Origin of the sequence: Streptococcus mitis (genome assembly GCF_003943905.1) — a bacterium.
GTDB lineage: Bacteria > Bacillota > Bacilli > Lactobacillales > Streptococcaceae > Streptococcus > Streptococcus mitis_BC.
The window spans coordinates 560,946-587,728 of record NZ_RJNS01000001.1; the positions used below are offsets into that span (position 1 = coordinate 560,946).

Sequence of the window (26,783 nt, forward strand, 5' to 3'; positions counted from 1 at the left end):
ATTCATCTTATTTTAGCACTTTTTTCCTTTTTTGACAAAAGTAAGAGGAGCCAAAGGACTCCTCATTAGATATCAATATGATTGACTAGATTTTTCTCTTGATTTTCAGATAAAAATCGTTCTTTCTGTGGACGTTTCTTGCGTTTGAGGAGAGCCTCCGCAGACATGGCTTCTTCCTTACTGGCAAAGCCTTCTGCATAGACGAGTTTGACTGGTAAGCGAGCTCGGGTATACTTGGCTCCCTTACCACTATTATGAACGGCAAGGCGCCTCTTCACATCCGTTGTATAGCCCGTATAGTAAGAACCGTCACGGCACTCCACCACATACATATAGGCCTTATGATCCATAGTAAATCTCTTGAATTTCTGGCGTATAAGAACCATCATCATTGTGAACAATGAGTGGTGGCAGGACCTTGAAGCCACTTGTCGATCCATCCTTGATAGCTTCGATTAAGAGCATATTGGCCTCCTTCTCTCGTTTAGGATAGACAAATTGCAGGCGCTTAGGTGCCAAATTGTGGCGTTGAAGCATGTCTAAGATATCCAAGAGCCGATCTGGACGATGAACCATGGCCAAACGTCCATTGGATTTGAGAATACTCTGAGCACTTCGACAAATTTCTTCTAAGTTAGTCGCAATTTCGTGTCTGGCCAGAAGGTAGTGTTCACTCTCGTTGAGATTGGAATGCGGATCCACCTTGAAATAAGGCGGATTACACAAAATCATATCTACCTTACTTCCCTGAATGTGGGCAGGCATATTTTTCAAATCATCGCAGATGACTCGCATCTGCTCTTCCAAGCCATTCAACTGAACCGAACGCTCTGCCATATCTGCCAAGCGCTCCTGAATCTCTACAGATATTATCCGCGCCTGAGTACGTGAACTAGCAAAAAGTCCCACTGCACCATTTCCAGCACAAAAGTCCACAATTAAGCCCCGTTTAGGGAAGCGAGGAAAGCGTGATAAGAGAACACTATCTACCGAATAGCTAAACACCTCTTTATTTTGAATGATTTTGATATCTGTCGAAAAGAGCTGATTGATGCGCTCTCCTGATTTTAATAATTGTTCTTCCATATATTGATTTTAAAAATACGAAATCTAATAGACTAGTTTTTCTCTTTCAAATTGTTAAGGGCTTCACGCGTCCAAACAGGCATCATTCGACCAAGTGGAGCAAAACCATGCTTGATTCGATCATTTGAAAAACGTCTCCGTCTTGGCAATTGATGCTTTTCTTCTTCCAGAGTGCGAATGGAAAGACTGGCTTTACCAGTAAATTCATCCAAATCAACAACCTGAACTTGCACCTCTTCACCAATTTTCAAAACTTCATAGATATTTTCAATAAATCCTGTCCGAATCTCTGAAATATGGATCAACCCAATCACCCCTGTCTCTAATTCGACAAAGGCACCATAGGGCTGGATTCCTGTAATACGCCCAGTTAGCTTATCACCAATTTTCATCTTAGTCCTCAATTTCAATCGTTTCAATTACCACATCTTCAACTGGCTTGTCCATTGCACCAGTCTCAACAGCTGCAATGGCATCCAAGACTGCAAAAGATTCTGCATCGACCAATTGCCCAAAAACAGTGTGACGACGGTCAAGGTGAGGAGTTCCGCCTTGCTCTGCATAAATCTCAGCGATTGGTTCTGGCCAACCACCACGCGCAATCTCTTTCTTAGAGTATGGCAAGTGTTGGTTTTGCACGATAAAGAACTGACTGCCATTGGTATTTGGCCCAGCATTGGCCATAGACAGAGCCCCACGAACATTATAAAGTTCTTCAGAAAATTCATCTTCAAAAGCTTGGCCATAAATCGACTCTCCGCCCATACCAGTACCAGTTGGGTCTCCACCTTGAATCATAAAGTCCTTGATAATACGGTGGAAAATCACACCATCATAGTAACCGTCTTTTGAAAGCGCAACAAAGTTTGCTACTGTTTTGGGAGCCTGCTCAGGGAAAAGCTTGATACGCAAGTCTCCGTGATTTGTCTTAATGGTCGCCAACGGACCTTCTACTGTTTCAATGTCTACTTGTGGGAAATGCAATTCTTTTTCTACCATACCAAATCCTTCTAAGGCATCAAAAATGCCATCTTCTTCTACTGTTTTTGTAATATAATCTGCTTTTTCTTTGATTTTTTCATGGGAAACTCCCATGGCAATGCTGATTCCAGCATAATCAAAGAGTTCCAAGTCATTGAGACCATCTCCAAAGACCATGACATTCTCTGGTTTCAAGCCTAGATGCTCCACAACCTTGGCTACACCTGTGGCTTTCGAACCTGAAATAGGCACGATATCAGATGAATGTTCATGCCAACGCACCATGCGAAGTTTATCCGATAAAGATTCTGGCAAGCACAAGGCATCTCCTTTATCTTCAAAGGTCCACATCTGGTAAATGCCTACTTTTTCCTGAAAGTCAGGATCCACATCCAAGTTTGGATAAATCGGATCAATAGCCTCACTGATCAGTTTTGTTCGCGTGGAGAGTTTAGCAGCATGACTGCCAACTAAGCCATATTCAATCCCCTCTTGTTTTGTCCAAGCGATGTATTCTTCCACATCTTCTTTGGCAATCTGATGCTGATAAATGACCTGACCTTTTTTATCTTCTATATAGGCACCATTCAGAGTCACAAAAAAGTCAGGCTTGAGCTCACGAATCTCTGGAACAACACCAAAAATGCCACGCCCAGAAGCAATTCCTGTCAAAATCCCTTTTTCACGTAACTGCTTAAAGACAGTAGGAATCGTAGCTGGAATAAAACCTGTCTTTGACGTACGCAAGGTATCATCGATATCAAAAAAGACAATCTTAATCTTCTTTGCCTTGTATTTTAATTTTGCATCCATCTCTCTACCTCTTTCAATCTAACTCTTTCCATTATACCATAAAGTAGAGAAATCCCACATCTCCAAAAAATGTGCTATCTCTTATTCAAACTTCTTGGATAAGTACAGAACTAAATCATCATTATTTTGAATAGTAGCATTCATTTCTAACGGTTGGTTTCGATACCATACGCCCGAACCATCTGGAATATAGCCTCGTTTGATGTACAATCTCTGGGCAGGTCCATACCCTGAATGGAGCCCAACACCCAACGTCACTTTGTCCGAAACAAGCTTAACTCGATTTTCTGCTTCTTTCAGCAAGAGATTTCCAATACCTTGATTTTGAAAGGGTTCAAAGACATTGAAATCTGAAAGTTCTGGAGCCATTCCAGCAAAGGGACCCTGCTTAGCATAGGGTAAAATAGTAATGTAGCCCGCTACTACACCAGTAAGGTCAGCAATTAAAACTTCCCTCTCTCCACTTTCCTGCTCCTTAAAATATCGAGTTAAAATCTCCTCTCTACTTGGCCAACCTTGGCTGATAAATCCTCGAAATAGATCTTTAATGTCAGATTCTTGCATTTTCCTAATTGAACATGTCGTCTTCATAAGTTGCTCCTTTAAAGTTTTCTCCTACCATTATAGCACGACAATGAAAAGAAATAACCTAGTAAGAAAAAAGCATCTTACTAGGTCAAAAGTAGCTCTGTCCAACAGAACCCCGTAAAAGTCTGAAAAAGAGGTTCAACCGAATCTGAAAAAAGACTCGAGTGAGTCAGAAAAAAAGACCCACCCGGGTCTTTTCTTTAATCTTCGTTTACGAAAGGCATCAAAGCCATTACGCGAGCGCGTTTGATAGCTGTTGTTACTTTACGTTGGTTTTTAGCTGAAGTTCCTGTTACACGACGTGGAAGGATTTTCCCACGTTCTGAAACGAAACGGCTAAGAAGCTCAGTATCTTTGTAATCAACATATTCAATTTTGTTTGCTGCGATGTAATCAACTTTTTTACGGCGTTTGAATCCGCCACGACGTTGTTGAGCCATGTTTTTTCTCCTTTATAGTATTAATTGTCCATTAGAATGGTAAATCATCATCTGAAATATCCAATGGATTTGTTGCTCCAAATGGATTTTCATCACGTGAAAAGTCTGGTACTGATTGTGTAGGTGCTGTATAACTAGCAGTTGGTGCAGAATAAGCTCCACCTGTATGTCCTTCACGCACACTACGGCTTTCCAACATTTGGAAATTATCAGCCACGACTTCCGTTACGTAGACACGTTGTCCTTGCTGGTTATCGTAACTACGAGTCTGGATACGACCGGTTATCCCGATAAGAGATCCTTTTTTAGCCCAGTTAGCAAGATTTTCAGCCTGTTGGCGCCACATAACGACATTGATGAAATCAGCCTCACGTTCGCCATTTTGACTCTTGAATGTACGGTTTACTGCAAGAGTAAAAGTCGCAACTGCTACATTTGATGGGGTATAACGCAACTCAGCGTCACGTGTCATACGCCCTACAAGTACAACATTGTTAATCATAATTTACCTTCTTACGCGTCAAGTTTGACGATCATGTGACGAAGAATGTCAGCGTTGATTTTTGAAAGACGGTCAAACTCTTTAAGAGCTGCGTCGTCGTTTGCTTCAACGTTAACGATGTGGTAAAGTCCTTCACGGAAATCTTGGATTTCGTATGCAAGACGACGTTTTTCCCATGATTTTGATTCAACAACAGTTGCACCGTTGTCAGTCAAGATAGAGTCAAAACGTGCTACCAAAGCGTTTTTCGCTTCTTCTTCAATGTTTGGACGAATGATATAAAGAATTTCGTATTTAGCCATTGATATGTTCCTCCTTTTGGTCTAATGACCCCTAGTCTTTGCAAGGGGTAAGTGAGGTTTGCTCACAATTAACTATTATACTAGAAAAGCTAGTAGATAGCAAGAGAAAAATGAAAAAACTATCTCTATTATTTAGAAATAACATGATCTTTCAGTTCTAAATCTCTAACCATCTCTTTCAAAATGAATATTAACAAAAATCCTGCTAATACTAAAAAGAATCCTAAGTAAAGGAAGGCTACTACAAATCCTAGATAGTCAATCAACCACCCCGTTAGAGGAAAAATAACAATCATACTCAGGCTGAACATCATGGAGTAGACACTTAGCATGGTTGCCCGTACCTCACTTGGGAGTCGCTTTTGTAAATCGTTGTCAAAAATCGGTTGAAAGAGAGCATATAAGGCGTTACTAATCAAATAAATCAAAATATAAATCAGTGGCGTACCAAAGTAGGAAAGCAAGTAAGTCACTCCTGTCAAGAGCACAAGAATTGGAAAGAGCTTTAAGGCTGCATACATCTTTCCAATCTTACTTGCTAGATAAACTGACCAGATATTCAAAACACTGCCCATCAGCATGACCATCGAAATCTGCCATCCTTCTAAGTCCGGCAGTTGATTTTGATAGTAAAAATAAAACATACACATCAGTGTTCCGATGATTTGGGACAGAATCATCCAGCCAAAAAGACTGGGATTGCTCCGCAATTCCTCTTTGACAGTCAACATAATCCTTTTCATCGTCAGACGCTCAGATTTTTGCGCTTTAACACTAGGCTCTTTTAACATCCAAGTTAGAAAAAGAACGATAATCGAAGTGGCAATCATGATATAGTAGGTCAAGTGCAATTGACCATGGACAAAAAACCCCGCTAAAACGGTCCCCAAAGACCGAGTTCCTTCTGCTACTCCTGACATAAAACTTGAGATAGACAAGTAGCGCTCTTTTAATCCAGCCTCCACGGCCGAATCATAAACCATGGCTGCACTCGTCCCCGAATCAAAATTATAAGACAAGGCACTCACCACCATCGCGAGTGCATAAATCCAAAAATTACCTTGCCCTACTAACATGAGAATAGACGACGCAATCCCAGCTATTCGACTTAAATACAGATTGGTTTTATATGAATAGCGGTCAGCTAACATTCCAGAAGGAATTTCACAAATGACACTGGTGGCATGAAAAATGCTTTCCAATAAGCCAATCTGCAAAAGTGACATCCCATTTTAACTGAGAAATAAAATCCAAAAACTGGTAATGCCCAGAAAAGCAAAAAATTCCACTCCAGCCATGAGACCGATATTCTTCCGGTAATTTCGTTTAAACATATTTTCTCCTTTAACAAGTGTATTTGTATCTTTGTGTTTGTCACTTGTTAATCTGTGCTTTACATGATCTCCACCTCTTCCTTCAAGTATTATAGTGTTTTGAAAAAACGCCCCTAGGGCGTTTTAATCTTTTTATGGTTTGATACGGTGCAACATACGTGGGAATGGAATAGCTTCACGGATGTGTTTGGTTCCCGCTGCGAAGGTTACCATACGTTCGATACCAATCCCAAATCCTCCGTGTGGTACTGTACCGTATTTGCGAAGGTCAAGATAGAATTCGTACTCTGTACGATCCATACCCAGTTCTTCCATCTTAGCAACAAGGGCATCGTAATCTTCCTCACGCATTGAACCACCGATGATTTCTCCGTAACCTTCTGGTGCGAGCAAGTCTGCACAAAGCACGCGCTCTGGATTTCCAGGAACTGGTTTCATGTAGAAGGCCTTGATAGCTGCTGGGTAGTTGATAACGAAGGTTGGCACACCAAAGTGGTTTGAAATCCAAGTTTCATGTGGTGAACCAAAGTCATCTCCATGCTCAAGATGCTCGTAGTCTGCATCTTCATCGTTTTCATGCTCTTGCAAAAGGTCAATAGCTTGATCGTAGGTAATGCGTTTGAAGGGCTCTGCAATGTAGCGTTTCAAAAGCTCTGTATCACGTTCCAAGGTTTCCAAAGCTTGAGGAGCACGGTCGAGAACACCTTGAAGAAGGGCTTTTACATATGCTTCTTGCAAGTCAAGTGACTCATCGTGCGTCAAGTATGAGTACTCCGCATCCATCATCCAGAACTCAGTCAAGTGACGGCGCGTTTTTGATTTTTCAGCACGGAATACGGGACCAAAGTCAAATACGCGACCAAGAGCCATCGCACCCGCTTCAAGATAAAGCTGACCTGATTGGCTCAAGTAGGCTGGAGTCCCGAAGTAGTCTGTTTCAAAAAGTTCAGTTGAATCTTCTGCAGCATTTCCTGAAAGGATTGGGCTATCAAACTTCATGAAGCCGTTCTTGTCGAAGAACTCATAAGTTGCATAGATGATAGCGTTACGGATTTGCATCACTGCTACTTGCTTACGAGAACGGAGCCACAAGTGACGGTTGTCCATCAAGAAGTCTGTTCCGTGTTCTTTTGGAGTGATTGGGTAATCTTGAGATTCACCGATGACTTCGATGTCAGTGATATCGAGCTCATAGCCAAACTTAGAACGCTCATCTTCTTTGACAATCCCTGTCACATAGACTGAAGTTTCTTGGCTCAAGTGTTTGATTGTTTCAAATTTTTTAAGACCAACTTCTTCGCCAAATTTTTCAATAAAGTTTGGTTTAAAGGCTACACCTTGGAAGAAGGCAGTTCCGTCACGCAATTGCAAGAAGGCAATTTTTCCTTTTCCTGATTTGTTGGCAACCCAGGCCCCGATGGTCACTTCTTGACCAACGTGGTCTTTTACTTCGATAATTGTTACACGTTTTGTCATAATCTATCTTCCTTTATCGTTAATCTTGTCCGAAGACATCATTACCCACTATTTTACCACAAATAGACTCTGATAGCTAGGTTCTACTGGAGAAATTTCGCGAGAATTTCGTTACAAAAAATCTTCGCCAAGATGACGAAGACTTTAAGTTTTAGTTTTCCATAAAATGATGCAAACGACGGATAGCTTCTTTTAATGTATCTAAGTCTGTTGCATAACTGAGACGAACATTTTCTGGAGCCCCAAACCCTGCTCCTGTAATCAAGGCAAGACCGACTTCCTCAAGAATAGCCGTTGTAAAGTCCGTCACATCGGTATAGCCCTTCATCTCCATCGCTTTTTTAACATTTGGGAAAAGATAGAAGGCTCCTTGGGGCTTGACAACTTCAAATCCTGGTACTTGGCACAAGAGAGGATAAATAGTATTCAAACGTTCCTCAAATGCTTGGCGCATGGTTTCGACAGAGTCTTGTGGCCCAGTTAGGGCTTCAATGGTAGCATATTGTGATACAGCAGTAAGGTTCGAGGTTGTTTGACCTGTTAGCTTGCTCATGGCAGCAATAATCTCAGGATTTCCTACTGCATAACCTACTCGCCAACCAGTCATGGCATAGGCCTTAGATACACCATTGATGACAATGGTTTGCTTGCGAATAGCTTCTGACAGACTAGAAATTGGAACAAATTCATTCCCATTATAGACCAAACGACCATAAATATCGTCTGCTAGGATGAGGACATCATGCTCGACCGCCCAATTTCCGATAGCCAGCAATTCCTCACGACTGTAAATCATACCGGTCGGATTCGATGGCGAATTGAGAACCAAGACCTTGGTCTTATCTGTGCGAGCCGCTTCTAGCTGCTCGACCGTTACTTTAAAGTGATTGTCTTCCTTGGCTTGGACAAAAACCGGCACCCCTTCTGCCATCTTGACTTGGTCTCCATAACTGACCCAGTATGGTGTAGGGATGATGACCTCATCACCTGGATTGACCACGGCCATAAAAAAGGTATAGAGAGAGAACTTGGCACCTGTAGCAAATGTAACCTCGTTGGCTGCTACGGAATAGCCATAGTAGCGTTCAAAATAGGTATTAACCGCAGCCTTTAAGTCTGGTAGACCTGAAGCAACTGTATAAAAGGAAGCTCGTCCATCTCGAATCGCTTCTACCGCTGCATTCTGAATATTTTCAGGAGTATGAAAATCTGGCTGTCCCAAAGTTAAGAAAAGAACATCCTTTCCTTGAGCTTTTAATGCTTTGGCTCTTGCATCACTGGCTAGAGTGACGCTTTCTTCCATTTCTAGTACGCGTTTGGATAATTTCATATGCTCTCCTTTATTGGACCAATGCTCCAGTTTCAAAATCTATCAGATAGTAGTGATTTCCTGACTTAACTTCCCAAATTGGCTTGTCCTGATAGCGACCAAAGGTGACTTTGTCAATGTCGCTAGCTCCTTTTTCCCTCGAAATCGTCGCTGCCTTGTCTTGAGAAATCCCCTTATCAAGCTGATAAACATAAATCTTGTGGTCATTCTTTTCAATCAATACGGCAATGGCCTCTTGCTTTTTATTATGTCCCAGAACGCTGTAATAACCTTCTAGTCCATTATAGAAATCAACCTGATCTGCCTTTTCCAATTCTGCATACTGCTTGGCCAGTTTTTCTCCCTCAACTCTAGCATCTTGATAGGGTTTCATGCTGAGAGATATCAGATAAAGAAAGGAAGTGGTCATGACTAGTAACACCAAAGCAAGGCCGATTCCGTATTGTATAAGTAGCTTGTTTTTTGCTTTTTTCTGTCTTAGTTTCACTCGTCTATTTTACCATCTCTCCTAATTTATTACAAGTGAAGACAGGAACATTCTAAGAATCTTTTCCTATAAACTCTATGCCTCTTGTATTTCTATTTGTTTATTGATAGAATACCCTTATGAAACAATATTTGAAAGAAAAAATTTCCCAAAATCAATTAGACTTGAGGACAGCTATCGTTCTCAATAAAGCGAAGCGAAGTTTTAAACCTTATGAAACCAAGGCTGCCAAAGAACACGGATTAACGCCCACTCAATTTTCAGTTTTAGAAACCCTCTATAGCAAGGGAGAACTGCGTATTCAGGATTTGATTGAAAAAATGCTAGCCACTTCTGGAAACATGACTGTTGTTATTCGAAATATGGTTCGAGATGGGTGGATTTCTAAAACTTGTGACCCCAAGGATCGTCGCTCTTTTTTCCTGAAACTAACACCTGCAGGACGCAAAAAAATTGAAGAAGTTCTTCCTGACCATATTAACTCTATTGTAGATGCTTTTAGTATCTTGGAAGATGGGGAGAAGGAGGATTTGATTCGTATTTTAAAAAAATTTAAAGATTTGTGAGCAAAATTATTGCTAATTAGTATTATTTGTTGTAACATAGATGGTAACAAAAGAGTTTGCTCTTTAAATTTTAACTAAAGGAGACACATCATGTCTAAAAAAGTACTATTTATCGTCGGATCACTACGCCAAGGTTCTTTCAACCACCAAATGGCCCTCGAAGCTGAAAAAGCACTTGCTGGAAAAGCGGAAGTTAGCTATCTTGATTACTCAGCTGTTCCTCTCTTCAGCCAAGATCTTGAAGTTCCAACTCATCCAGCTGTAGCTGCTGCTCGTGAAGCTGTCCTTGCTGCAGATGCCATCTGGATTTTCTCTCCAGTCTACAACTTCTCTATCCCTGGAACAGTGAAGAACTTGCTTGACTGGCTGAGCCGTGCCCTTGACCTATCAGATCCTTCAGGGCCATCAGCTCTTCAAGATAAGATTGTAACCGTATCATCAGTTGCTAATGGTGGTCACGATCAACTCTTCGCTATCTACAAAGACCTCTTGCCATTTATCCGTACACAAGTCGTTGGTGATTTTACTGCCGCTCGTGTCAATGACTCTGCTTGGGCAGATGGAAAATTGGTGTTAGAAGAAACAACTGCTTCATCACTTGCCAAACAAGCTGACGACCTTCTTGCAGCCATCAACTAATTAAACAAAAACCAGCTCACATGAGCTGGTTTTATACTTGTTTCACAAAGACGAGTTCTAAGTCACTTGATAAATCAGGTCGGTAGTCAAAGCCTGCAAAGCGGAGCTTACGAGCTTGATCAACTGTTTGGACTTGCCCTTCTATCAAGGCGGTCAAAAAGGCACCACGCGCTTTCTTTGAAATGGTTGAGTGGATTTTCAACTGGCCTGCCTTGTCCTCCATAAATTTGAAGGTCACCATCTTTTCTCTGATTTCCTTAGAAAATACGGTTTCAAACTCTGATGACAAGAGAGAAAAAATCAAGTCCTCATCCTGTAGTGCCTCATCATAGGCTGACTTCCAATGACTCTTTAAGGTTTTTCCAGCTACTTTTAACTTCATCAAGAAGTCCAAACGGTGAGGAGCCATGGGCGACAAGGCTGGGACAACACCGTATAAAGCCGAGGTAATCAGAACATGATCTTTAAGATAGGCTTGTTCAGCCTCGGTCAATTTATCTCTTTTAATGTGGCGATACATGAGACCATCAAAAAGTTTCAAGGCTGGATAATGTTTAGCGCTTTGATCTTTTAGAGTTTGAATATGAGCGTACTCTTCTTCTGCTTTTTCGGCAGATACCTTATAAAAACTTTCTAATTCACTAGCTGAGTAGTGTGCCAGCGAATCAAGGACTGCCTGACTTTCTTCCCTCAAGGGGAGTGCTTCGATATAAGGAAGGTCTGTGTTCATTTCTTTGGCCGTTGGGATTAAAATTTTCATATTGTTAGTGTAGCATATTTTTCAATCACGACCAAGAATTTCATCTTAAAAACCTCGGTATTAGCCGAGGTTTCTTTGTTTATTTCACTTTAAATGTTTTGAGGTAATTGTCTTTTCCAACTTGACCTTCGAAAGATTGGCCATTTTCTAGATAAGGAAGGTCGTCTGACACTGAAGCCTTGACTTTATAAATCTTGCCATCAACTTTGAAGAAGTAGACGGTATCACCCTTAATGACAGCTGATTTCAGATCCGCAACTACACCCTTGATGTTTTCTACCGTTTCATTATCCAGATCGAGGTCATTTTTATTGGCATATTTGCTGAGGAGTTCATCTACCGTAGCTGCTACGATGACGTTTTGGTACTCCACTGCATCAACCAATGCATACTCCTTGACCAATCCTGCATTGTCCTTCAAGCCCATGATGTAGAGCGGTTTGTCATTGAGATTGACAAGGATAGGGAAGGTAGCCTTGTAGGCTTTCTCTTGAACTGCTCCTTCTGCGGAAGCACGGGCAGATTCTTCGGTTGCTGATGCTAGATTGTACTTGGTGATTTCTCCAGTGCGCATATTTTCAAGGATAAATCCTAGATTACTTTCGTCGGCATTTGCTGAAGTCACCCCCGTGTAGAGATAAATGTCATTTCCGATAGAAAGATAGTTATAGCCCTCTGTCGTTTGGGTAACATTTTTCTTAGAAATCAAGGCATTCCAGAAGCCGTCTTTATACTTGCCGTTGTAGTTGATTTGCTGGATGGTTTCTTCTGCTGGATAGACACGGTCCACCCATTCTGGCACTTCATCCAAGCTGTATTCCTTGGTTTCTCCATTAGTAGCATCCAAGATAATAACAGATGAAGGGCGAGGTACTCCTAAACCAAACTGTTTTTGATAAACGGTTGCTACATAGAAAGGATTGCCTTCATCATCCACCTCAAAAGATGGGGTTTTAAAAATCTTGGTCGGATACTTGATCCGAAGATGACGTTTGACGTCACGGTTAAAATACTCGGAGTCCGAATACTTCATCGGTGTTTTTAAATCTACCAATTCAGCATTTCCTGTCACCATATCAACCTTGATATACTCGCCAATTCCCTTGGCTTGATTGTTGAACCATTTGATGGGATCCGCATACTCCAGAGGGGTCACCCGATAGGGTTTGCCACCAACCGTTAGTTGCGTATAAGTATCTGCGGCTACGTACTGGGATACCTTATCCGTCAGAGAGCCAAGGTAACGGTCACCAATCTTTTCTGCAGTACTCCGATCTAGGATTGGAACCTTACTGGTATCACTCTTAGGAAAATCTTTAAAGTCTTTTTCGGTGATAGACACCACATTAGCATAGTTTTTTGCTTGGAAAAAGCTAGAGGTCACTAGGCTTACCAAACCAGCAAGGGCAAAGATAAGGCCTGCAGCCAGCAACAATCCTCCACCTAATTTATTAAAATGAAGCCCTTCTAGATTGAGTTCGTTTGCAACCTTTCCATGACGTAGGTGAACTGTCTTGAGAAGATTGGTATCCTTGCGGAAACTAAACAAAATTCCCATCACCACCAAATGTCCACAGAGGAAGAAGATGAATTCCCAACTGGTAAGATTGAAGGGTGGCAAAAAGATATACCAAGTTGTTGCGATAAAAACAAGTTCAAAGAGTATGCGTTTCATCTGAGTTCCTCCTAAATAATCCGTCCTTCCAAATGATCCAGTTCATGTTGGCATATCTGAGCTGGAAAACCTGTTAGCGTAATGTTCTGTTCCTGCCACTTACTATCACGATAGGAAACCGTAATCGTTTCATAACGAGTCGTTGGCCGTACCCCAGTCAAGGACAAACACCCTTCCTCTGTCTCGTAAGTTCCTTTGTAGGAAAGGAGAACAGGGTTAAACATGACCATGGGAACCAAGCCAAGATTGAAGATAATCACGCGCTTCTGCACGCCAATCATATTAGCCGCCAGACCAACACAGGTCTCGCGATTAGCCAGCAGGGTATCCTGTAAATCTCTAGCCAGATAAAGGTCTTCCTGACTTGCAGGTTTCGAAACTTGCGACAAAAATAAGACATCTCGGACAATTTTCTTTTCCATCCTCTTTCACTCCTTGCTACTTTACTTTATTATAGCACAAAAGGAGGCGACTTCTAGTCCTTTCCCTCAAATGCAAAAAAAGCCATCCGAAGATGACTTTCTTTTTAAATCGCATTCTTATCAAGACCAAGTTTACGTTGAACAAACTTAACGATTTCGACGATAAGTATCATTGAGAAGCTTCCAGCCAAAACAATTCCCCACTGTGACAAGTCCAGTTTGGTTACGTGGAAGATTCCTTCAAGCGGTTCTACAACGATGGTCGCCATCAGAAGAATGAAGGATACCAAGATCGACCAGTTGAAGGTCTTAGACTTGAATGGTCCAACTGTCAAGATGGATTGGTAAACAGACTTAACGTTGTAGGCATGGAATAGTTGAATCAAACCAAGGGTTGCAAAGGCCATAGTAAGGGCATCCGCATGAATGGCATGATTGTCACCCACATGAACTGGGTAAGCAATTGCAAGTCCATAAACACTCATAACAATAGTTGCTTGGAGTACACCTTGATAGATGATAGAACTCAAGACCCCACCTGAGAAGAAGCTTGCCTTTCGTCCACGTGGTTTATGATTCATGACACCAGGCTCAGCAGGTTCAACACCAAGAGCGATAGCTGGGAAGGTATCTGTTACCAAGTTGATCCACAAAAGATGAACTGGCTGCAAGACGTCCCAACCAAACAAGGTTGATAAGAAGATAGTTAATACTTCAGCAGTATTGGCAGAAAGTAAGTACTGAATAGTCTTTTGAATGTTTGAGAAGACCTTACGTCCTTCTTCAACTGCGACGATAATAGTCGCAAAGTTATCATCTGCAAGAATCATGTCAGAAGCCCCCTTAGAAACCTCTGTACCAGTGATTCCCATACCGATACCGATATCGGCTGTTTTCAGAGCTGGCGCATCATTAACACCGTCACCTGTCATAGCAACAACCTTACCTTGTTTTTGCCAAGCCTTGACGATACGAACCTTGTGTTCTGGAGACACACGGGCATAAACAGAGTATTGACCAACTACTTTTTCAAAGTCTTCATCTGACAGTTCGTTGAGCTCAGCACCAGTTAAAACGTGGCCTTCTGTATCATTTGCATCAATAATTCCCAAACGTTTGGCAATGGCTTCTGCTGTGTCTTGGTGGTCACCAGTGATCATGATTGGACGGATTCCCGCTTCCTTAGCGACACGAACAGCTTCTGCTGCTTCGGCACGCTCAGGGTCAATCATCCCAATCAAACCAGTGAAGATTAAATCATTTTCAAGCTCTTCAGAAGTAAGATTTTCTGGAATACTATAGATAATCTTATAAGCACCTGCAAGGACACGCAGAGCTTGGTGAGCCATTTCCGAGTTGTTTGTGTGAATTAATTCAGTGACTTTCTCATCAATCGAAGCAACATCTCCAGCTTTATCACGAGCAACACAACGTTTCAAGAGTTGGTCTGGAGCCCCTTTGACTGCTACGAGGAATTTACCATCTGGCAATGGATGAACCGTTGACATGAGTTTACGATCTGAGTCAAATGGCAACTCAGCCACACGAGGATATTGCTCTAAAAATCCTTTAACATCGTAGCCCTTGTCAAAGGCATACTGGATGAAGGCTGTTTCCGTTGGATCCCCAATCAGGTTACCTTCAGCATCAATCTTGGTATCATTGGCCAAGACAACTGAACGAAGTAATGGCATGTCCAAGCCAAGTTCAATGTCATCAGCTGAATCATGTAGGACTGCGTCATAGAAGACTTTTTCGACTGTCATCTTGTTCATGGTAAGCGTACCAGTCTTATCAGAAGCGATAATCTCAGTCGAACCAAGTGTTTCTACTGCTGGTAACTTACGAACGATAGAGTTTCGTTTAGCCAAAACTTGAGTACCAAGGGCAAGAACGATGGTCACGATAGCAGGAAGTCCTTCTGGGATGGCTGCAACAGCAAGCGCAACAGAGGTCATCAACTCACCAAGTGGATTTTTACCTTGAATGAAGACTCCGACTACAAAAGTAACAAGGGCAATGACCAAAATTGCATAGGTCAAGACCTTAGAAAGGTTGTTCAAGTTTTGTTTGAGTGGTGTATCCGTCTCATCCGCATCTTGGAGCATGCCAGCGATATGACCCACTTCCGTGTACATACCTGTATTGACAACAACACCAAGACCTCGACCATAGGTCACGTTTGAGTTTTGGAAGGCCATATTGACACGGTCACCAATACCAGCATCTGCAGAGAGCTCAACGGTCAAGTCTTTTTCGACTGGAACAGACTCACCTGTTAAGGCCGCTTCTTCGATTTTAAGTGAATTAGCTTCTAGCAAACGTAGGTCTGCTGGTACTACGTCACCTGCTTCAAGGGCAACGATATCACCTGGCACCAATTCTTTGGAATCAATCTCAGCCATGTGCCCATCACGGATAACGCGAGCAGCTGGACTGGACATAGACTTGAGGGCTTCGATGGCTTCTTCCGCTTTTCCTTCTTGGTAAACACCGAAAGCTGCGTTGATGATAACAACGGCTAGGATAATGATGGCATCTGCAATATCTTCCCCACCAGAAGTTATGACAGACAAGATGGCTGCAGCCACCAAAATAATAATCATCAAATCTTTAAACTGTTCGATGAATTTAACCAAGAGAGATTTTTTCTCACCTTCTTCGAGTTCATTGCGCCCATATTCAGCAAGGCGTTTCTGCGCTTCGCTTGACGAAAGGCCTTGCTCAGTTGCTTCAACCGACTTCAAGACCTCTTCAGGACTTTGAGTATAAAACGCTTGGCGTTTTTGTTCTTTTGACATGTGTCTCCTCCTTGACATTGTGTGCAAAACAAGCTCTCTTTTGGTTTTATGACAAACAAAAAGAGACCTGTTAATCATAACAAGTCTCGCTGTTTAAGATAGCGCCGGAAAGAATACTTTGCAGTATAAAATTCGGAATGACGACACTATCACAGGTTTCTGCCAGCTACTCCCTTGAGTAGTACTATTATATCAAAATTTGAACAATTTTCAAGAATTAAAATCCGATGGAACAAGACTAAATTTGAATTTTCCCATGAAAACCAGTATAATGAAAACAGAATCTCAGCACCAGAAAGGAAGTCCGATGAATCAATCCATGTCAAATCTCAAGTTGGCGGAACGTGGTGCCATTATCAGCATTTCGACCTACCTCCTCTTGTCTGCGGCAAAATTAGCGACTGGCCACCTCCTACATTCTTCCAGTTTGGTAGCGGATGGTTTCAACAACCTATCAGATATTATCGGAAATGTTGCTCTTCTGATTGGCATTCGTATGGCTCGCCAGCCTGCAGACCGTGACCATCGTTTCGGTCACTGGAAGATTGAAGATTTGGCTAGTTTGATTACTTCCATCATCATGTTCTATGTTGGTTTTGATGTGCTTCGGGACACCATTCAGAAAATCCTTAGTCGGGAACAAACACCTATTGATCCTTTGGGAGCGATTCTAGGAATCATTTCAGCGGCGGTCATGTTTGCTGTTTATCTCTATAACACACGCCTCAGTAAGAAATCCAAATCCAAGGCTCTCAAGGCAGCTGCTAAGGACAATCTTTCCGATGCTGTCACCTCGCTTGGGACGACCATTGCTATCCTAGCCAGCAGTTTCAATTATCCAATCGTGGATAAATTGGTCGCTATCATTATCACCTTCTTTATCTTAAAGACAGCCTATGATATCTTCATCGAGTCTTCCTTTAGTCTTTCAGATGGTTTTGACGACCTTCTGCTAGAGGACTACCAGAAGGCCATCATGGAGATTCCAAAGATTAGTAAGGTTAAGTCCCAAAGAGGTCGCACCTACGGTAGCAATATCTACCTTGATATCACGCTGGAAATGAATCCCGACCTATCAGTCTATGAAAGTCACGAAATTGCGGACCAGGTTGAGTCTATGCTAGAAGAACGATTTGGTGTTTTTGATACTGATATTCACATCGAACCTGCTCCTATACCTGAAGACGAAATTTTGGACAATGTCTATAAAAAACTACTCATGCGCGAGCAATTGATCGACCAAGGAAATCAGCTAGAAGAACTCCTTGCTGAGGACTTTCTCTATATCCGTCAAGATGGAGAGCAGATGGATAAAGAGGCTTATAAGTCTGAAAAAGAACTTAGTGCTACGATTAAGGACATTCAGATTACCTCCATTAGTCAGAAAACCAAGCTCATTTGCTATGAGCTAGATGGTATCGTCCATACCAGTATCTGGCGTCGCCATGAGACTTGGCAAAATATTTTCCACCAGGAAACTAAAAAAGAAGACAAACAATGACCCTATCCAATGGATAGGGCCTTTTTGATTATTCTACTTTAAGCAAAGACCGACTATGACAGTTTGGAATATTTGCTTTTCGAAGCTTGTTTTGTCTGTTTTCTAGCTTGGCGATTTTGTTCGATCCGCCATTCTCTTTCGTAGTACTTCATGGTCTCATAGACCCTTTCAGGAAGACCTACATCTAGCAGAAAAATCGGGATGATCAAATCTGCTGACGGATGAAAAGGGAGAATCCTTCTCTTCAACAGAGCTAGAAAGGATTGGGATTCCACATTTTCCTTGTTTTTAAAATAGACTTCAATCCGATAGGAATCCCTGTACTTCCCTCGAATCCGAGAAAAGGAAAACTCTTCTACATCTGCCCAAGCATAGAAACGACTGGGTTTCTTTGGGTTTGGTTTGTAGTAAAACCCCTTAACTGTGCATCTCAAATACTCCTTATCCAAGCTTAAAAGTCTGTAAGTCTGATAAAGGACTACTCCAGCACAAAAAAGTACATGCAGCATTAACAAAAGACTTATCGTATGAAGTCCCGTCCCCTTTTCCGAATACGCATAGAGATAAGATAGAGGTAACAAGAAGAAAAGCACCGAAGCCAAGCCAAACAAGGCATTCCAAATGATTTTCTTGGGACTACGTTTAATGACTTTTTCTTCCATCATGCCAACTCACTTAGGTATTCATAGCGTTCGTATTTTTCAAGGAGTTCTTCGTTTTTCTCGTCTAGCTCTTTCTGAAGGGTGGCTAGCTTACCAAAGTCAGAACCATTAGCCTGCATTTCCTCTTCAATTATAGCGATACGATTTTCCAAGGCTTCAATATCCCCTTCAATGCTTGCCCACTCCTGCTTTTCTTGGTAGGTCATACGCTTCTTGTCTTCACGGACTTTGACCGCTTTCTCTTTTTCGGCCTTTTGAACTTGACTTGCTGTTTCTTCTTCAAAGGCCTTTTCATCAAGATAATCGGTGTAATGACCAAAGAAAGTACGAATGTTGCCATCTTCAAAAGCGAGAATTTTTGTTGCTACCTTATCCAGAAAATAACGGTCGTGGCTGACTGTTAAAACGGGACCTGCAAAGCCCTGCAAGAAATTCTCCAAGACTGTCAAAGTCGCAATGTCTAGGTCATTGGTCGGCTCGTCCAAGAGGAGAACATTTGGTTTTTCCAAGAGAAGTTTAAGGAGATAGAGTCGTTTTTTCTCGCCACCAGATAACTTCTCAATCAAGGTTCCATGGGTCGAACGTGGAAAGAGGAATTGCTCTAGCAGCTCAGCGATGGAAGTCGTAGAACCACCACTGGTCTTAACCTCTTCTGCTACTTCCTGCAGGTAATTGATAACCCGTTTGCTTTCATCCAACCCTTCAATTTGTTGAGAGAAATAGGCGATACGAACGGTTTCCCCAATCACAAGATGACCTGCTGTCGGCTCAAGACTTCCTGCAATCAGATTGAGAAGAGTTGATTTTCCCACACCATTATCCCCAACGATACCGATACGGTCTTTAGCTTGCACTAAAAGGTTAAAATTTTGTAATATCGGCTTGTTCTCATAGGCGAAGGAAACATCTTTAAACTCGATGACCTTCTTCCCAATCCGACTGGTCTCAAAGTTCATGGTCAAGTCTGTCTCAGTACTACTACCTGAAACTTCTTTTTTCAAGTCATGGAAACGATTGATACGGGCTTGTTGCTTGGTCGCACGTGCCTGCGGTTGTCTGCGCATCCAAGCCAATTCTTGCTTATAGAGTTGTTCTTTTTTGTGGAGAAGTGCTGCATCACGCTCATCCTGTTCCGCCTTAAGGCGAACATAGTCCTGATAATTACCCTGATACTCGGTCAAGCCTGCTCGGTCCAACTCGAAAATTCGTGTTGATAGTGCATCTAAGAAATAACGATCATGGGTGATAAAAAGAACTGTCTTCTTGGAATTTTTCAAAAAAAGGGTCAGCCACTCAATGGTCGCAATGTCCAGGTGGTTGGTCGGCTCGTCCAGAAGCAAGAGGTCGTGGTTTCCTAGGAGAACTTGCGCCAACTGAACCCGTCTTCTCAGACCACCTGACAATTCACCAACTGGAGTCGACAAGTCCTGAATACCCAACTTGCTGAGAACCGTCTTGACCTGGCTTTCAATTTCCCAAGCTTGGAGAGAGTCCATCTCTGCCATGACACGTTCCAAACGAGCCTGCTTGTCCTCACTGTAGTTGAGCATGATCAACTCATACTCACGAATCAGCTGAATTTCCTTGAGGTCGCTGGATAGAACCGTATCCAAAACTGTCTTGCTATCATCAAAATCTGGATTCTGTGTCAAGTAGCCAATTTTGTAGTCATTCTTAGCGGAAAAGGGACTGACATCCCCATCAAAGCCAGAAACACCAGAAAGGACGTCCAAAAGGGTGGTCTTACCCGTTCCATTGACACCGATCAGACCGATTCTGTCCAAGTCATGGATGATAAAAGAAATATCCTCAAAAACGGTCTTGTCTCCAACGGATTTGCTTAGTTTCTCAACGATAAAATCACTCATTTTTTCTCCCTTAGGTAAGCATGGATAGCTTGACGATCATTTTCCAATTCTCCATCAACAATGGCATACTCAATCTCTGTTAAAATTTCTCCCAAGGCTGGACCTGGCTGAAAACCATATTCCTTGATTAAAACACCACCGTTAATCTGAATTTCTTTCTTATCATGAATGGTCAAATTCTGGTAAGTTTCTGTGATGGCTTGCGGGTTGACTGCTTTTCCTTGGGCCTGACGAAGACTTTCAGCTTGTAGAAGGGAATCCAAGTCAAAGCGGTAACAATCACGCTTGCTCAGCTCTCCTTCTTCTCGCAAAGCCAAAATAGTCAGCAAATCCTGAACCTGCTTGGCAAACTGGCGTGAGGTTTTCCAAGCTTTCAAAAATGGCTGCGCATCTTTAATCTCTAAGGCCCACAATAGAGCCGCCCAAGCTTGTTCGGAAGATTCAAAAGTGAAATCCGCCTCTAAATCAAACAGTCTGTTGAGCTTGTCTTGGCTTCCTGCCATATCTGGAAGATAGTCACAAGCTTGACTTTCAATCATGGAAGACAGACCAACTCGCCAAAAAGGTGCCAGCAATAGTTTATCAAACTCAACGAAGGTGCGCTCCACAGAAATTTTCTCCAAGAGTGGCGTCAAAGTCTTCATCGCCTCAAAAGTTTCTGACTCAAGTTTAAAACCGAGACTGGCCTGAAAGCGGAAACCACGCATAATCCGCAGAGCATCTTCGTTGAAACGTTCACTAGCCACTCCAACTGCTCGCAAGACTTGGTTTTCTAAATCGTCTAAACCATGGAACAAGTCAATAATTTCGCCTGTCTCATTCAAGGCAAACGCATTAACTGTGAAATCACGGCGCTTGAGGTCCTCTTCTAGCGAACGCACAAAGGAAACCGCACTGGGTCTGCGATAGTCCACATAGACATCTTCGGTTCGAAAGGTGGTTACCTCATACTCCTCATCCCCATCTAAGACCAAGACAGTTCCATGTTCAATTCCGATATCAGCTGTTCGCGGAAAAATCTGCTTGGTCTCCTCTGGATAGGAAGAAGTCGCAATATCCACATCGTGGATGGGACGATTGAGGAGGGCATCTCGAACAGAGCCCCCAACAAAATAGGCTTCAAAGCCTGCTTCTTTAATTTTTTCTAATACTGGTAAAGCCTTCTGAAATTCAGAAGGCATTTGCGTTAATCTCATAATAAGTGTTCTAATCCATAGACAAGCTCATGACGCTTGACAACTTCTTTGATTCCCAAATTGACCCCTGTCATGAAGGAGCTGCGATCATAGGAGTCATGACGAAGGGTCAATCCTTCTCCCTGATTGCCAAAGATGACTTCCTGATGGGCTACCAGGCCTGGTAAACGGACCGAATGGATGCGCATACCATCAAAGTCAGCACCGCGAGCACCTGCAATCAATTCTTCCTCATCAGGCGCACCTTGCTGGATAGACTCTCTAACTTCCGCCATCAACTCAGCTGTTTTAATGGCTGTTCCACTCGGAGCATCTTTTTTCTTGTCATGATGGAGCTCGATAATCTCCACATTTGGGAAATATTTGGCAGCCTGCTTCGCAAATTGCATAAGCAAGACAGCACCCAGGGCAAAGTTAGGGGCAATCAAACCACCCAAATCTTGGGAACGAGAAAATGCTTTTAGTTCAGCAATTTCTTCACTAGTGAAACCAGTTGTTCCAACTACTGGAGCAAAGCCATTTTCAAGAGCAAAGCGTGTATTTTCGTAGGCAACAGCTGGAGTAGTAAAATCCACCCAGACATCAGCTTCAACACCAGCCAAGTCAGCCTTATCATTAAAGACAGGAATCCCCTGCCACTCTGACTCAGACTCAAAAGGATCCAAAACTGCGACCAAGTCCAAGTCTGGATCAGCCAAGATCATCTGACAAGCAGCTTGGCCCATCTTTCCCTTAAAACCGGCAATAATTACTCGAATACTCATCTCTACTCCTGACTAAGATACAAAGGACGTTAGCTGCCCATGAAAAATAGGGAATGGCGCTGACTTTCCATGAAAGGCAAGACAGACATCTTTTTTCAAGAGACAGGTAGGCCGTGTTCAATTTCTAAGATACAAAGCCTGTAAGAACAATTTAGACGATTGGTGTATAGCTCAAGGCGATACTACCTTCTCCAAGGTGAGTCCCAATAACACTACCAAAGGTTTCAATTGGAATTTCAGCAGTCACACCACTCTCCATCAAAAGCTGACGCAAATCTGCTGCCTTCTGAGGTGCGTTACCATGAATGACTGTAATACGGTAGTCCCCATCTTCTGTCAACTCCTTGATGATTTCCACCAAACGTTTGATTGCTTTCTTTTCTGTACGAACTTTTTCGTAAACTTCAATCACCCCTTGGTCATTAAAGTAGAGGATAGGCTTGATACTGAGGAGGTTCCCTAAGATGGCTGCCCCATTTGACAAACGTCCTCCCTTAACCAAGTGGTCGAGGTCATCTACTATGATAAAGGCTGAATTATCAGCAATTTGGAACCCCAACTTCTCCTGAATCTGGGCAAAATCATCACCTTGTTCTGCCCATTCAAAGGCACTCTCTACCATAAATCCTAGAGGGGAACTTGTGATATGGGTATCTGGAAAGGCAATGGTCAAGCCATCATACTCATCCAACATGTATTGGATGTTCTGATAAAAGCCTGAAATTCCTGACGAAAGAAAGAGTCCCAAGACATGGGTATAACCCTCGTCTTTCAAAGAACTAAGAATCTCATCCAATTTGGCAATACTTGGTTGACTAGTTTTAGGCAATTCTGCAGACTGAGCCATTTTTTGATAAAATTCCTCAGCAGTCAGATTGACACCTTCGACATACTCTTCCCCATCAATATTGACAGGAATATCCAAGATAAATAGATTCTCTCTTTGCAGCGCCTTCTCCTCTAAATAGGCTGAAGAATCTGTAATGACAGCTAATTTCATGACTAAAACTCCAAATTGATCCCTGGAAGATCCAAAGCGATTTCTGTTACTTCATACGTCAAACGGTTGAGCATGTTCAAGCATGGACGTGCCAAGGTTTCGACTTCTTCTTGGTTAAATTCGCTTGGTTCGTTAACAATACGACCTTCCACATGGTTAACTTGAGAAATCGTTCCACTGATAACAAATTTGTCAAAGACAATCATAAAGCTCAAGATAACAACTAGCGAGGTTACTTGGTTTTCTTGGTCGTATTGGAGCAACTGGAAATTCACGTCTACCTTAGTTTCAGGAGCCCCATTTTCATTTTCCCATTCAAAGTTACGAGCATCAAAGTGATACTGGCTAACAAATTCTTGTTCTCGTTTAAGATTCATTTCTCTCTCCCATTGCTACAATTTACTATGCAATTGTACCACATTTTTATCATTTCATCTAGTTTTCTAGGCTTTAGTCAATACCGATCTCATCTTTAACAACAGTAGCAATCGTATCTACATAGTAATTGACTTCTTCTATTGTAGGTGCCTCTGCCATAACTCGCAAGAGAGGTTCGGTACCACTTGGGCGGACAAGGATACGGCCGTTCCCTGCCATCTCTTCTTCCATCTTTTCGATGATTGTCTTGATGGCTGGTACTTCCATGGCCTTTTCTTTCATGGAATTTTCCACTCGGATATTGACCAGTTTTTGTGGGTAAATCGTCACTTCTGATGCTAGTTGAGACAAGGTTTTACCGGTTTCCCGTATAACTTTTGTTAATTGAACGGCAGTTAACTGTCCATCACCTGTCGTATTGTAATCCATCAAGATAACGTGACCAGACTGTTCACCACCAAGGTTATAGCCTGATTTTCTCATTTCTTCGACGACATAGCGGTCACCAACTGCAGTGACAACCTTGTTGATACCTTCACGGTCCAAAGCCTTGTGGAAGCCGAGATTAGACATAACGGTTGTCACGATGGTGTTTTGAGCTAACTGGCCTTTTTCAGAAAGGTATTTCCCGATGATGTACATGATCTTATCACCATCAACAATGTCGCCATTTTCATCAACAGCAATCAAACGGTCACTGTCTCCGTCAAAAGCCAAACCGATAGCTGATTGGCTTTCTTTGACTACTTCTTGAAGAGCTTCTGGGTGAGTTGAACCAACATTCAAGTTGATATTAAGACCATCTGGTGTCTCACCGATAACTGTCAACTGAGCACCAAGATCAGCGAAAATCTGGCGAGCACTTGTAGACGCTGCACCGTTCGCTGTGTCCAAAGTCACTTTCATTCCCTCAAGAGGCGTTCCAGTTGAAACAAGGTAGCCTTCATACTTACGCAAACCTTCTGGATAGTCCACCAAGGTTCCTAAACCTTCTGCACTTGGACGAGGAAGAGTATCTTCGGTAGCATCTAGCAGGGCTTCGATTTCAGCTTCTTTTTCATCATCAAGTTTGAAACCATCCCCACCAAAGAACTTAATTCCATTATCAAGGGCTGGGTTGTGGCTAGCGGAAATCATGACACCTGCACTGGCTCCCTCGGTTTTGACTAAGTAAGCTACTGCTGGTGTTGCAAGGACACCAAGTTTGTAGACGTGAATCCCTACAGAGAGAAGACCTGCCACCAAGGCTGATTCTAACATTTCTCCTGAGATACGTGTATCACGTCCTACAAAGACTTTAGGGGCTTCTGTTTCGTGTTGGCTAAGAACATATCCACCAAAACGTCCCAGTTTAAAGGCCAATTCTGGTGTCAGTTCTACGTTTGCTTCTCCACGGACTCCATCGGTCCCAAAATATTTACCCATTTTATTTATCATCCTTTTCTATTATTTATTATTGTTTAGACGAATCTGATTTTGTTTCTGAACTCGTTGAAGACGAACTGCCTTCTGAGGAACTTGTTGACGAGTTACTTGAACTAGACGTTGCTGTTTTTGTTGTAATTTTCATAGTTGTGTCAAACGGCATAATGACGCTTGGTAAGACATTTCCATTTTTATCGACTGCTTGTAGAGGAACAGAGGACGAGTAGTTTCTAGTTATCCGTTCACTCGTCGGTAAGATGGCAATGACACGATCTACTTTGGAGAGGGTTTCCTCATCACTAATAACCGTTACTTTTTCATCTGATACAGTAACTGTATCGATTTTCACGCGAGAATCAATCTGACTAGGGTCAATCTCCGGCACAACAATGACATTGTCTCGTTTTGCTTTTTTACCGACCTTGACTGTTATCTTTTGCGGAGTTGCAACAGCCGTCAACCCACTCGGTAAATTTTCAATGGTTAGAGGAACTTCGATGGTTCCTACACTGGCATCAGAAAGATCAGCCGTCACCTTAAATTTGCGGGTACTTTCCTGCATCTCACTCGCCAAAGCAACTCTGTTTGACCCTGTTAGAAAGACCGTCACCTCAGATGTAAAACCACTGATAAAATACTGATCGCTGTCATACTGAATATCAATTGGGACATTAAGAACTGTGTTTGTATAAGTCTCCGTCCGCACCTGTCTGGCACTGTTGCTATTCTGATAGTTTGTCAATGTTGCATAGATAAAGAGAATGCAGGCGAAAAAGAAGGAAGAAATGATGTATAGACTATTTTTTCTCATGTTTCAATCCTCCTAGCAAGCGCTCTTTCAGACCTTGCTTTTTCTCTGATGTTGGAAGTAAGATTCTTCTCAATTCAGCTTCAAACTCTTCCAAGGTCAAATCATGCTTAAAGACTCCATTATAGGTGATGGAGATTCCGCCTGTTTCCTCCGAAACCACAAAGGTAAGAGCATCTGATACTTCCGACAAACCAATCGCCGCCCTGTGACGCGTTCCAAACTCCTTGGAAATCCCAGTATCTTCAGTCAGGGGTAGATAGGCTGAAGTTACGGCAATCCGGTCTTCCTTGATAATGACAGCACCATCATGCAAGGGAGTATTGGGAATGAAAATATTGATAAGCAATTCAGCCGAAATTTTAGCATCTAAAGGGATCCCTGTCGAGATGTATTCCTGCAAGGTTCTCACTCTCTGAACTACTACAAGCGCCCCAATCTTACGAGGACTCATGTATTCAACTGATTTCACAAATGCACGAACCATTTGCTCTTCCGCACTGACTGGGGCATTGGAGAAGAAATCAGTAGCCCGGCCCAATCGCTCCAAACCAGTTCGAATCTCTGGTGAAAAGATAACCACCGCTGCAATCACCCCGTAGGTGATGATCTGATTGATCAACCAGGAAATAGTCGTTAAACCAATCATATTGGAAAGAATCTGGGCTAGAATAAAAACTAAGACTCCACGGACCAATATCATAATCTTGGTGCCTGCAATAGCTTTAGTAAAATGATATAAAATATAAGTCACAATGAGAATATCAATCAGATTGGTGACTATACTCCAAGGACTTGAAAACAAACTCGTCCAGTATTGCAAATTGGATAATTGTTGAAAATTCATCCTTGGCCTCCTCCCTGTCAAAACACTTTACTTATCATTATACCATTTTTTGCCCATTTTTTCCCTGTCCTACCTCATTTTAAATTAAGCAAAAATATGATAAAATAAACTGACTAGAAAAAACAAAGGAGA

At 42.3% G+C, this 26,783-nt stretch carries 27 protein-coding genes and 1 pseudogene; 3 read left to right on the forward strand and 25 right to left on the reverse strand.

What is annotated here, in order from left to right; all coding sequences use genetic code 11:
- Positions 1-65 precede the first annotated feature (65 nt).
- From D8854_RS02845 to D8854_RS02900, 12 genes and pseudogenes are all read right to left on the reverse strand, one after another.
- Complete coding sequence (locus D8854_RS02845; RefSeq protein WP_084948895.1) at positions 66-350, reverse strand: GIY-YIG nuclease family protein; 285 nt, start codon at positions 348-350, stop codon at positions 66-68.
- A complete protein-coding gene (locus tag D8854_RS02850; RefSeq protein ID WP_125398721.1) occupies positions 340-1,086 on the reverse strand; it encodes a tRNA1(Val) (adenine(37)-N6)-methyltransferase in 747 nt (248 codons plus the stop codon). Before D8854_RS02850 ends, D8854_RS02845 begins: the two co-directional genes overlap by 11 nt.
- A 32-nt stretch (positions 1,087-1,118) precedes the next feature.
- Entirely contained in the window at positions 1,119-1,478 is a 360-nt protein-coding gene (locus D8854_RS02855; RefSeq protein WP_125398722.1) for a S1 RNA-binding domain-containing protein, read from the reverse strand.
- 1 nt (position 1,479) lies between these two features.
- On the reverse strand, positions 1,480-2,880 hold the full coding sequence (locus D8854_RS02860) for a bifunctional Cof-type HAD-IIB family hydrolase/peptidylprolyl isomerase (RefSeq protein ID WP_125398723.1): 1,401 nt from the start codon (positions 2,878-2,880) through the stop codon (positions 1,480-1,482).
- Positions 2,881-2,961: 81 nt separating this feature from the next.
- Complete coding sequence (locus D8854_RS02865) at positions 2,962-3,471, reverse strand: GNAT family N-acetyltransferase (RefSeq protein ID WP_125398724.1); 510 nt, start codon at positions 3,469-3,471, stop codon at positions 2,962-2,964.
- Positions 3,472-3,668: 197 nt separating this feature from the next.
- Entirely contained in the window at positions 3,669-3,908 is a 240-nt protein-coding gene (gene rpsR, locus D8854_RS02870) for a 30S ribosomal protein S18 (RefSeq protein WP_000068664.1), read from the reverse strand.
- Between the two features lie 31 nt (positions 3,909-3,939).
- The gene (gene ssbA / locus D8854_RS02875) at positions 3,940-4,410 is read right to left on the reverse strand and encodes a single-stranded DNA-binding protein SsbA (protein WP_000609594.1); all 471 of its coding nucleotides are present in this window, start codon (positions 4,408-4,410) and stop codon (positions 3,940-3,942) included.
- Positions 4,411-4,421: 11 nt separating this feature from the next.
- On the reverse strand, positions 4,422-4,712 hold the full coding sequence (gene rpsF, locus D8854_RS02880) for a 30S ribosomal protein S6 (protein WP_001151782.1): 291 nt from the start codon (positions 4,710-4,712) through the stop codon (positions 4,422-4,424).
- Between the two features lie 128 nt (positions 4,713-4,840).
- Positions 4,841-6,046 (reverse strand): annotated as a pseudogene (locus D8854_RS02885) (MFS transporter).
- Positions 6,047-6,178: 132 nt separating this feature from the next.
- Positions 6,179-7,522 carry an asparagine--tRNA ligase gene (gene asnS, locus D8854_RS02890; protein WP_125398725.1) on the reverse strand — a complete coding sequence of 448 codons (1,344 nt, stop codon included), beginning with the start codon at positions 7,520-7,522 and terminating at the stop codon, positions 6,179-6,181.
- Positions 7,523-7,673: 151 nt separating this feature from the next.
- Complete coding sequence (locus D8854_RS02895) at positions 7,674-8,852, reverse strand: pyridoxal phosphate-dependent aminotransferase (protein ID WP_125398726.1); 1,179 nt, start codon at positions 8,850-8,852, stop codon at positions 7,674-7,676.
- 10 nt (positions 8,853-8,862) lie between these two features.
- Complete coding sequence (locus D8854_RS02900) at positions 8,863-9,339, reverse strand: DUF5590 domain-containing protein (RefSeq protein ID WP_125398727.1); 477 nt, start codon at positions 9,337-9,339, stop codon at positions 8,863-8,865.
- 119 nt (positions 9,340-9,458) lie between these two features.
- Between D8854_RS02900 and D8854_RS02905 the strand changes: the two genes are divergently transcribed.
- Together D8854_RS02905 and D8854_RS02910 are read left to right on the forward strand one after the other, a co-directional pair.
- Positions 9,459-9,905, forward strand: a complete 447-nt coding sequence (locus D8854_RS02905; RefSeq protein WP_125449489.1) for a MarR family winged helix-turn-helix transcriptional regulator — start codon at positions 9,459-9,461, stop codon at positions 9,903-9,905.
- A gap of 90 nt (positions 9,906-9,995) precedes the next feature.
- A complete protein-coding gene (locus D8854_RS02910) occupies positions 9,996-10,544 on the forward strand; it encodes an NADPH-dependent FMN reductase (protein ID WP_125398729.1) in 549 nt (182 codons plus the stop codon).
- A 31-nt stretch (positions 10,545-10,575) separates the two neighbouring features.
- On the opposite strand, the gene yaaA is transcribed toward D8854_RS02910, so the two are convergent.
- The 4 genes from yaaA to D8854_RS02930 form a co-directional block, all read right to left on the reverse strand.
- Positions 10,576-11,304, reverse strand: a complete 729-nt coding sequence (gene yaaA, locus D8854_RS02915) for a peroxide stress protein YaaA (RefSeq protein WP_125449491.1) — start codon at positions 11,302-11,304, stop codon at positions 10,576-10,578.
- A 79-nt stretch (positions 11,305-11,383) separates the two neighbouring features.
- Entirely contained in the window at positions 11,384-12,979 is a 1,596-nt protein-coding gene (locus D8854_RS02920) for a hypothetical protein (RefSeq protein WP_125449493.1), read from the reverse strand.
- 11 nt (positions 12,980-12,990) lie between these two features.
- The gene (locus D8854_RS02925) at positions 12,991-13,401 is read right to left on the reverse strand and encodes a peptide deformylase (RefSeq protein ID WP_125449495.1); all 411 of its coding nucleotides are present in this window, start codon (positions 13,399-13,401) and stop codon (positions 12,991-12,993) included.
- Between the two features lie 104 nt (positions 13,402-13,505).
- Positions 13,506-16,202: a cation-translocating P-type ATPase gene (locus D8854_RS02930; RefSeq protein WP_125449497.1), complete on the reverse strand. Its 2,697-nt coding sequence runs from the start codon at positions 16,200-16,202 to the stop codon at positions 13,506-13,508.
- A 307-nt stretch (positions 16,203-16,509) separates the two neighbouring features.
- Here D8854_RS02930 and D8854_RS02935 point away from each other — a divergent pair, with 307 nt between their 5' ends.
- Positions 16,510-17,703, forward strand: a complete 1,194-nt coding sequence (locus D8854_RS02935; protein WP_125449498.1) for a cation diffusion facilitator family transporter — start codon at positions 16,510-16,512, stop codon at positions 17,701-17,703.
- A gap of 53 nt (positions 17,704-17,756) precedes the next feature.
- On the opposite strand, the gene D8854_RS02940 is transcribed toward D8854_RS02935, so the two are convergent.
- The 9 genes from D8854_RS02940 to cdaA form a co-directional block, all read right to left on the reverse strand.
- Positions 17,757-18,368, reverse strand: coding sequence for a hypothetical protein (locus D8854_RS02940; protein ID WP_125449500.1), 612 nt, complete (start codon positions 18,366-18,368; stop codon positions 17,757-17,759).
- Entirely contained in the window at positions 18,365-20,233 is a 1,869-nt protein-coding gene (locus D8854_RS02945; RefSeq protein WP_125449502.1) for an ABC-F family ATP-binding cassette domain-containing protein, read from the reverse strand. The genes D8854_RS02940 and D8854_RS02945 overlap by 4 nt, the downstream gene beginning before the upstream one ends.
- Complete coding sequence (locus D8854_RS02950; RefSeq protein WP_125449504.1) at positions 20,230-21,429, reverse strand: CCA tRNA nucleotidyltransferase; 1,200 nt, start codon at positions 21,427-21,429, stop codon at positions 20,230-20,232. Before D8854_RS02950 ends, D8854_RS02945 begins: the two co-directional genes overlap by 4 nt.
- Positions 21,426-22,193 (reverse strand): 4-hydroxy-tetrahydrodipicolinate reductase, encoded by a 768-nt coding sequence (dapB, locus tag D8854_RS02955; protein ID WP_000027859.1) that lies wholly within the window; start codon positions 22,191-22,193, stop codon positions 21,426-21,428. The genes D8854_RS02950 and dapB overlap by 4 nt, the downstream gene beginning before the upstream one ends.
- 151 nt (positions 22,194-22,344) lie before the next feature.
- Positions 22,345-23,193, reverse strand: coding sequence for a DegV family protein (locus D8854_RS02960; protein WP_125449506.1), 849 nt, complete (start codon positions 23,191-23,193; stop codon positions 22,345-22,347).
- A 2-nt stretch (positions 23,194-23,195) separates the two neighbouring features.
- Positions 23,196-23,570 carry a DUF1149 family protein gene (locus D8854_RS02965; protein WP_001050095.1) on the reverse strand — a complete coding sequence of 125 codons (375 nt, stop codon included), beginning with the start codon at positions 23,568-23,570 and terminating at the stop codon, positions 23,196-23,198.
- A 73-nt stretch (positions 23,571-23,643) separates the two neighbouring features.
- Complete coding sequence (gene glmM, locus D8854_RS02970) at positions 23,644-24,996, reverse strand: phosphoglucosamine mutase (RefSeq protein WP_000521460.1); 1,353 nt, start codon at positions 24,994-24,996, stop codon at positions 23,644-23,646.
- A gap of 28 nt (positions 24,997-25,024) precedes the next feature.
- Positions 25,025-25,807 carry a YbbR-like domain-containing protein gene (locus D8854_RS02975; RefSeq protein ID WP_001230923.1) on the reverse strand — a complete coding sequence of 261 codons (783 nt, stop codon included), beginning with the start codon at positions 25,805-25,807 and terminating at the stop codon, positions 25,025-25,027.
- On the reverse strand, positions 25,794-26,651 hold the full coding sequence (gene cdaA, locus D8854_RS02980) for a diadenylate cyclase CdaA (RefSeq protein WP_001011079.1): 858 nt from the start codon (positions 26,649-26,651) through the stop codon (positions 25,794-25,796). The genes D8854_RS02975 and cdaA overlap by 14 nt, the downstream gene beginning before the upstream one ends.
- Positions 26,652-26,783: the final 132 nt, after the last annotated feature.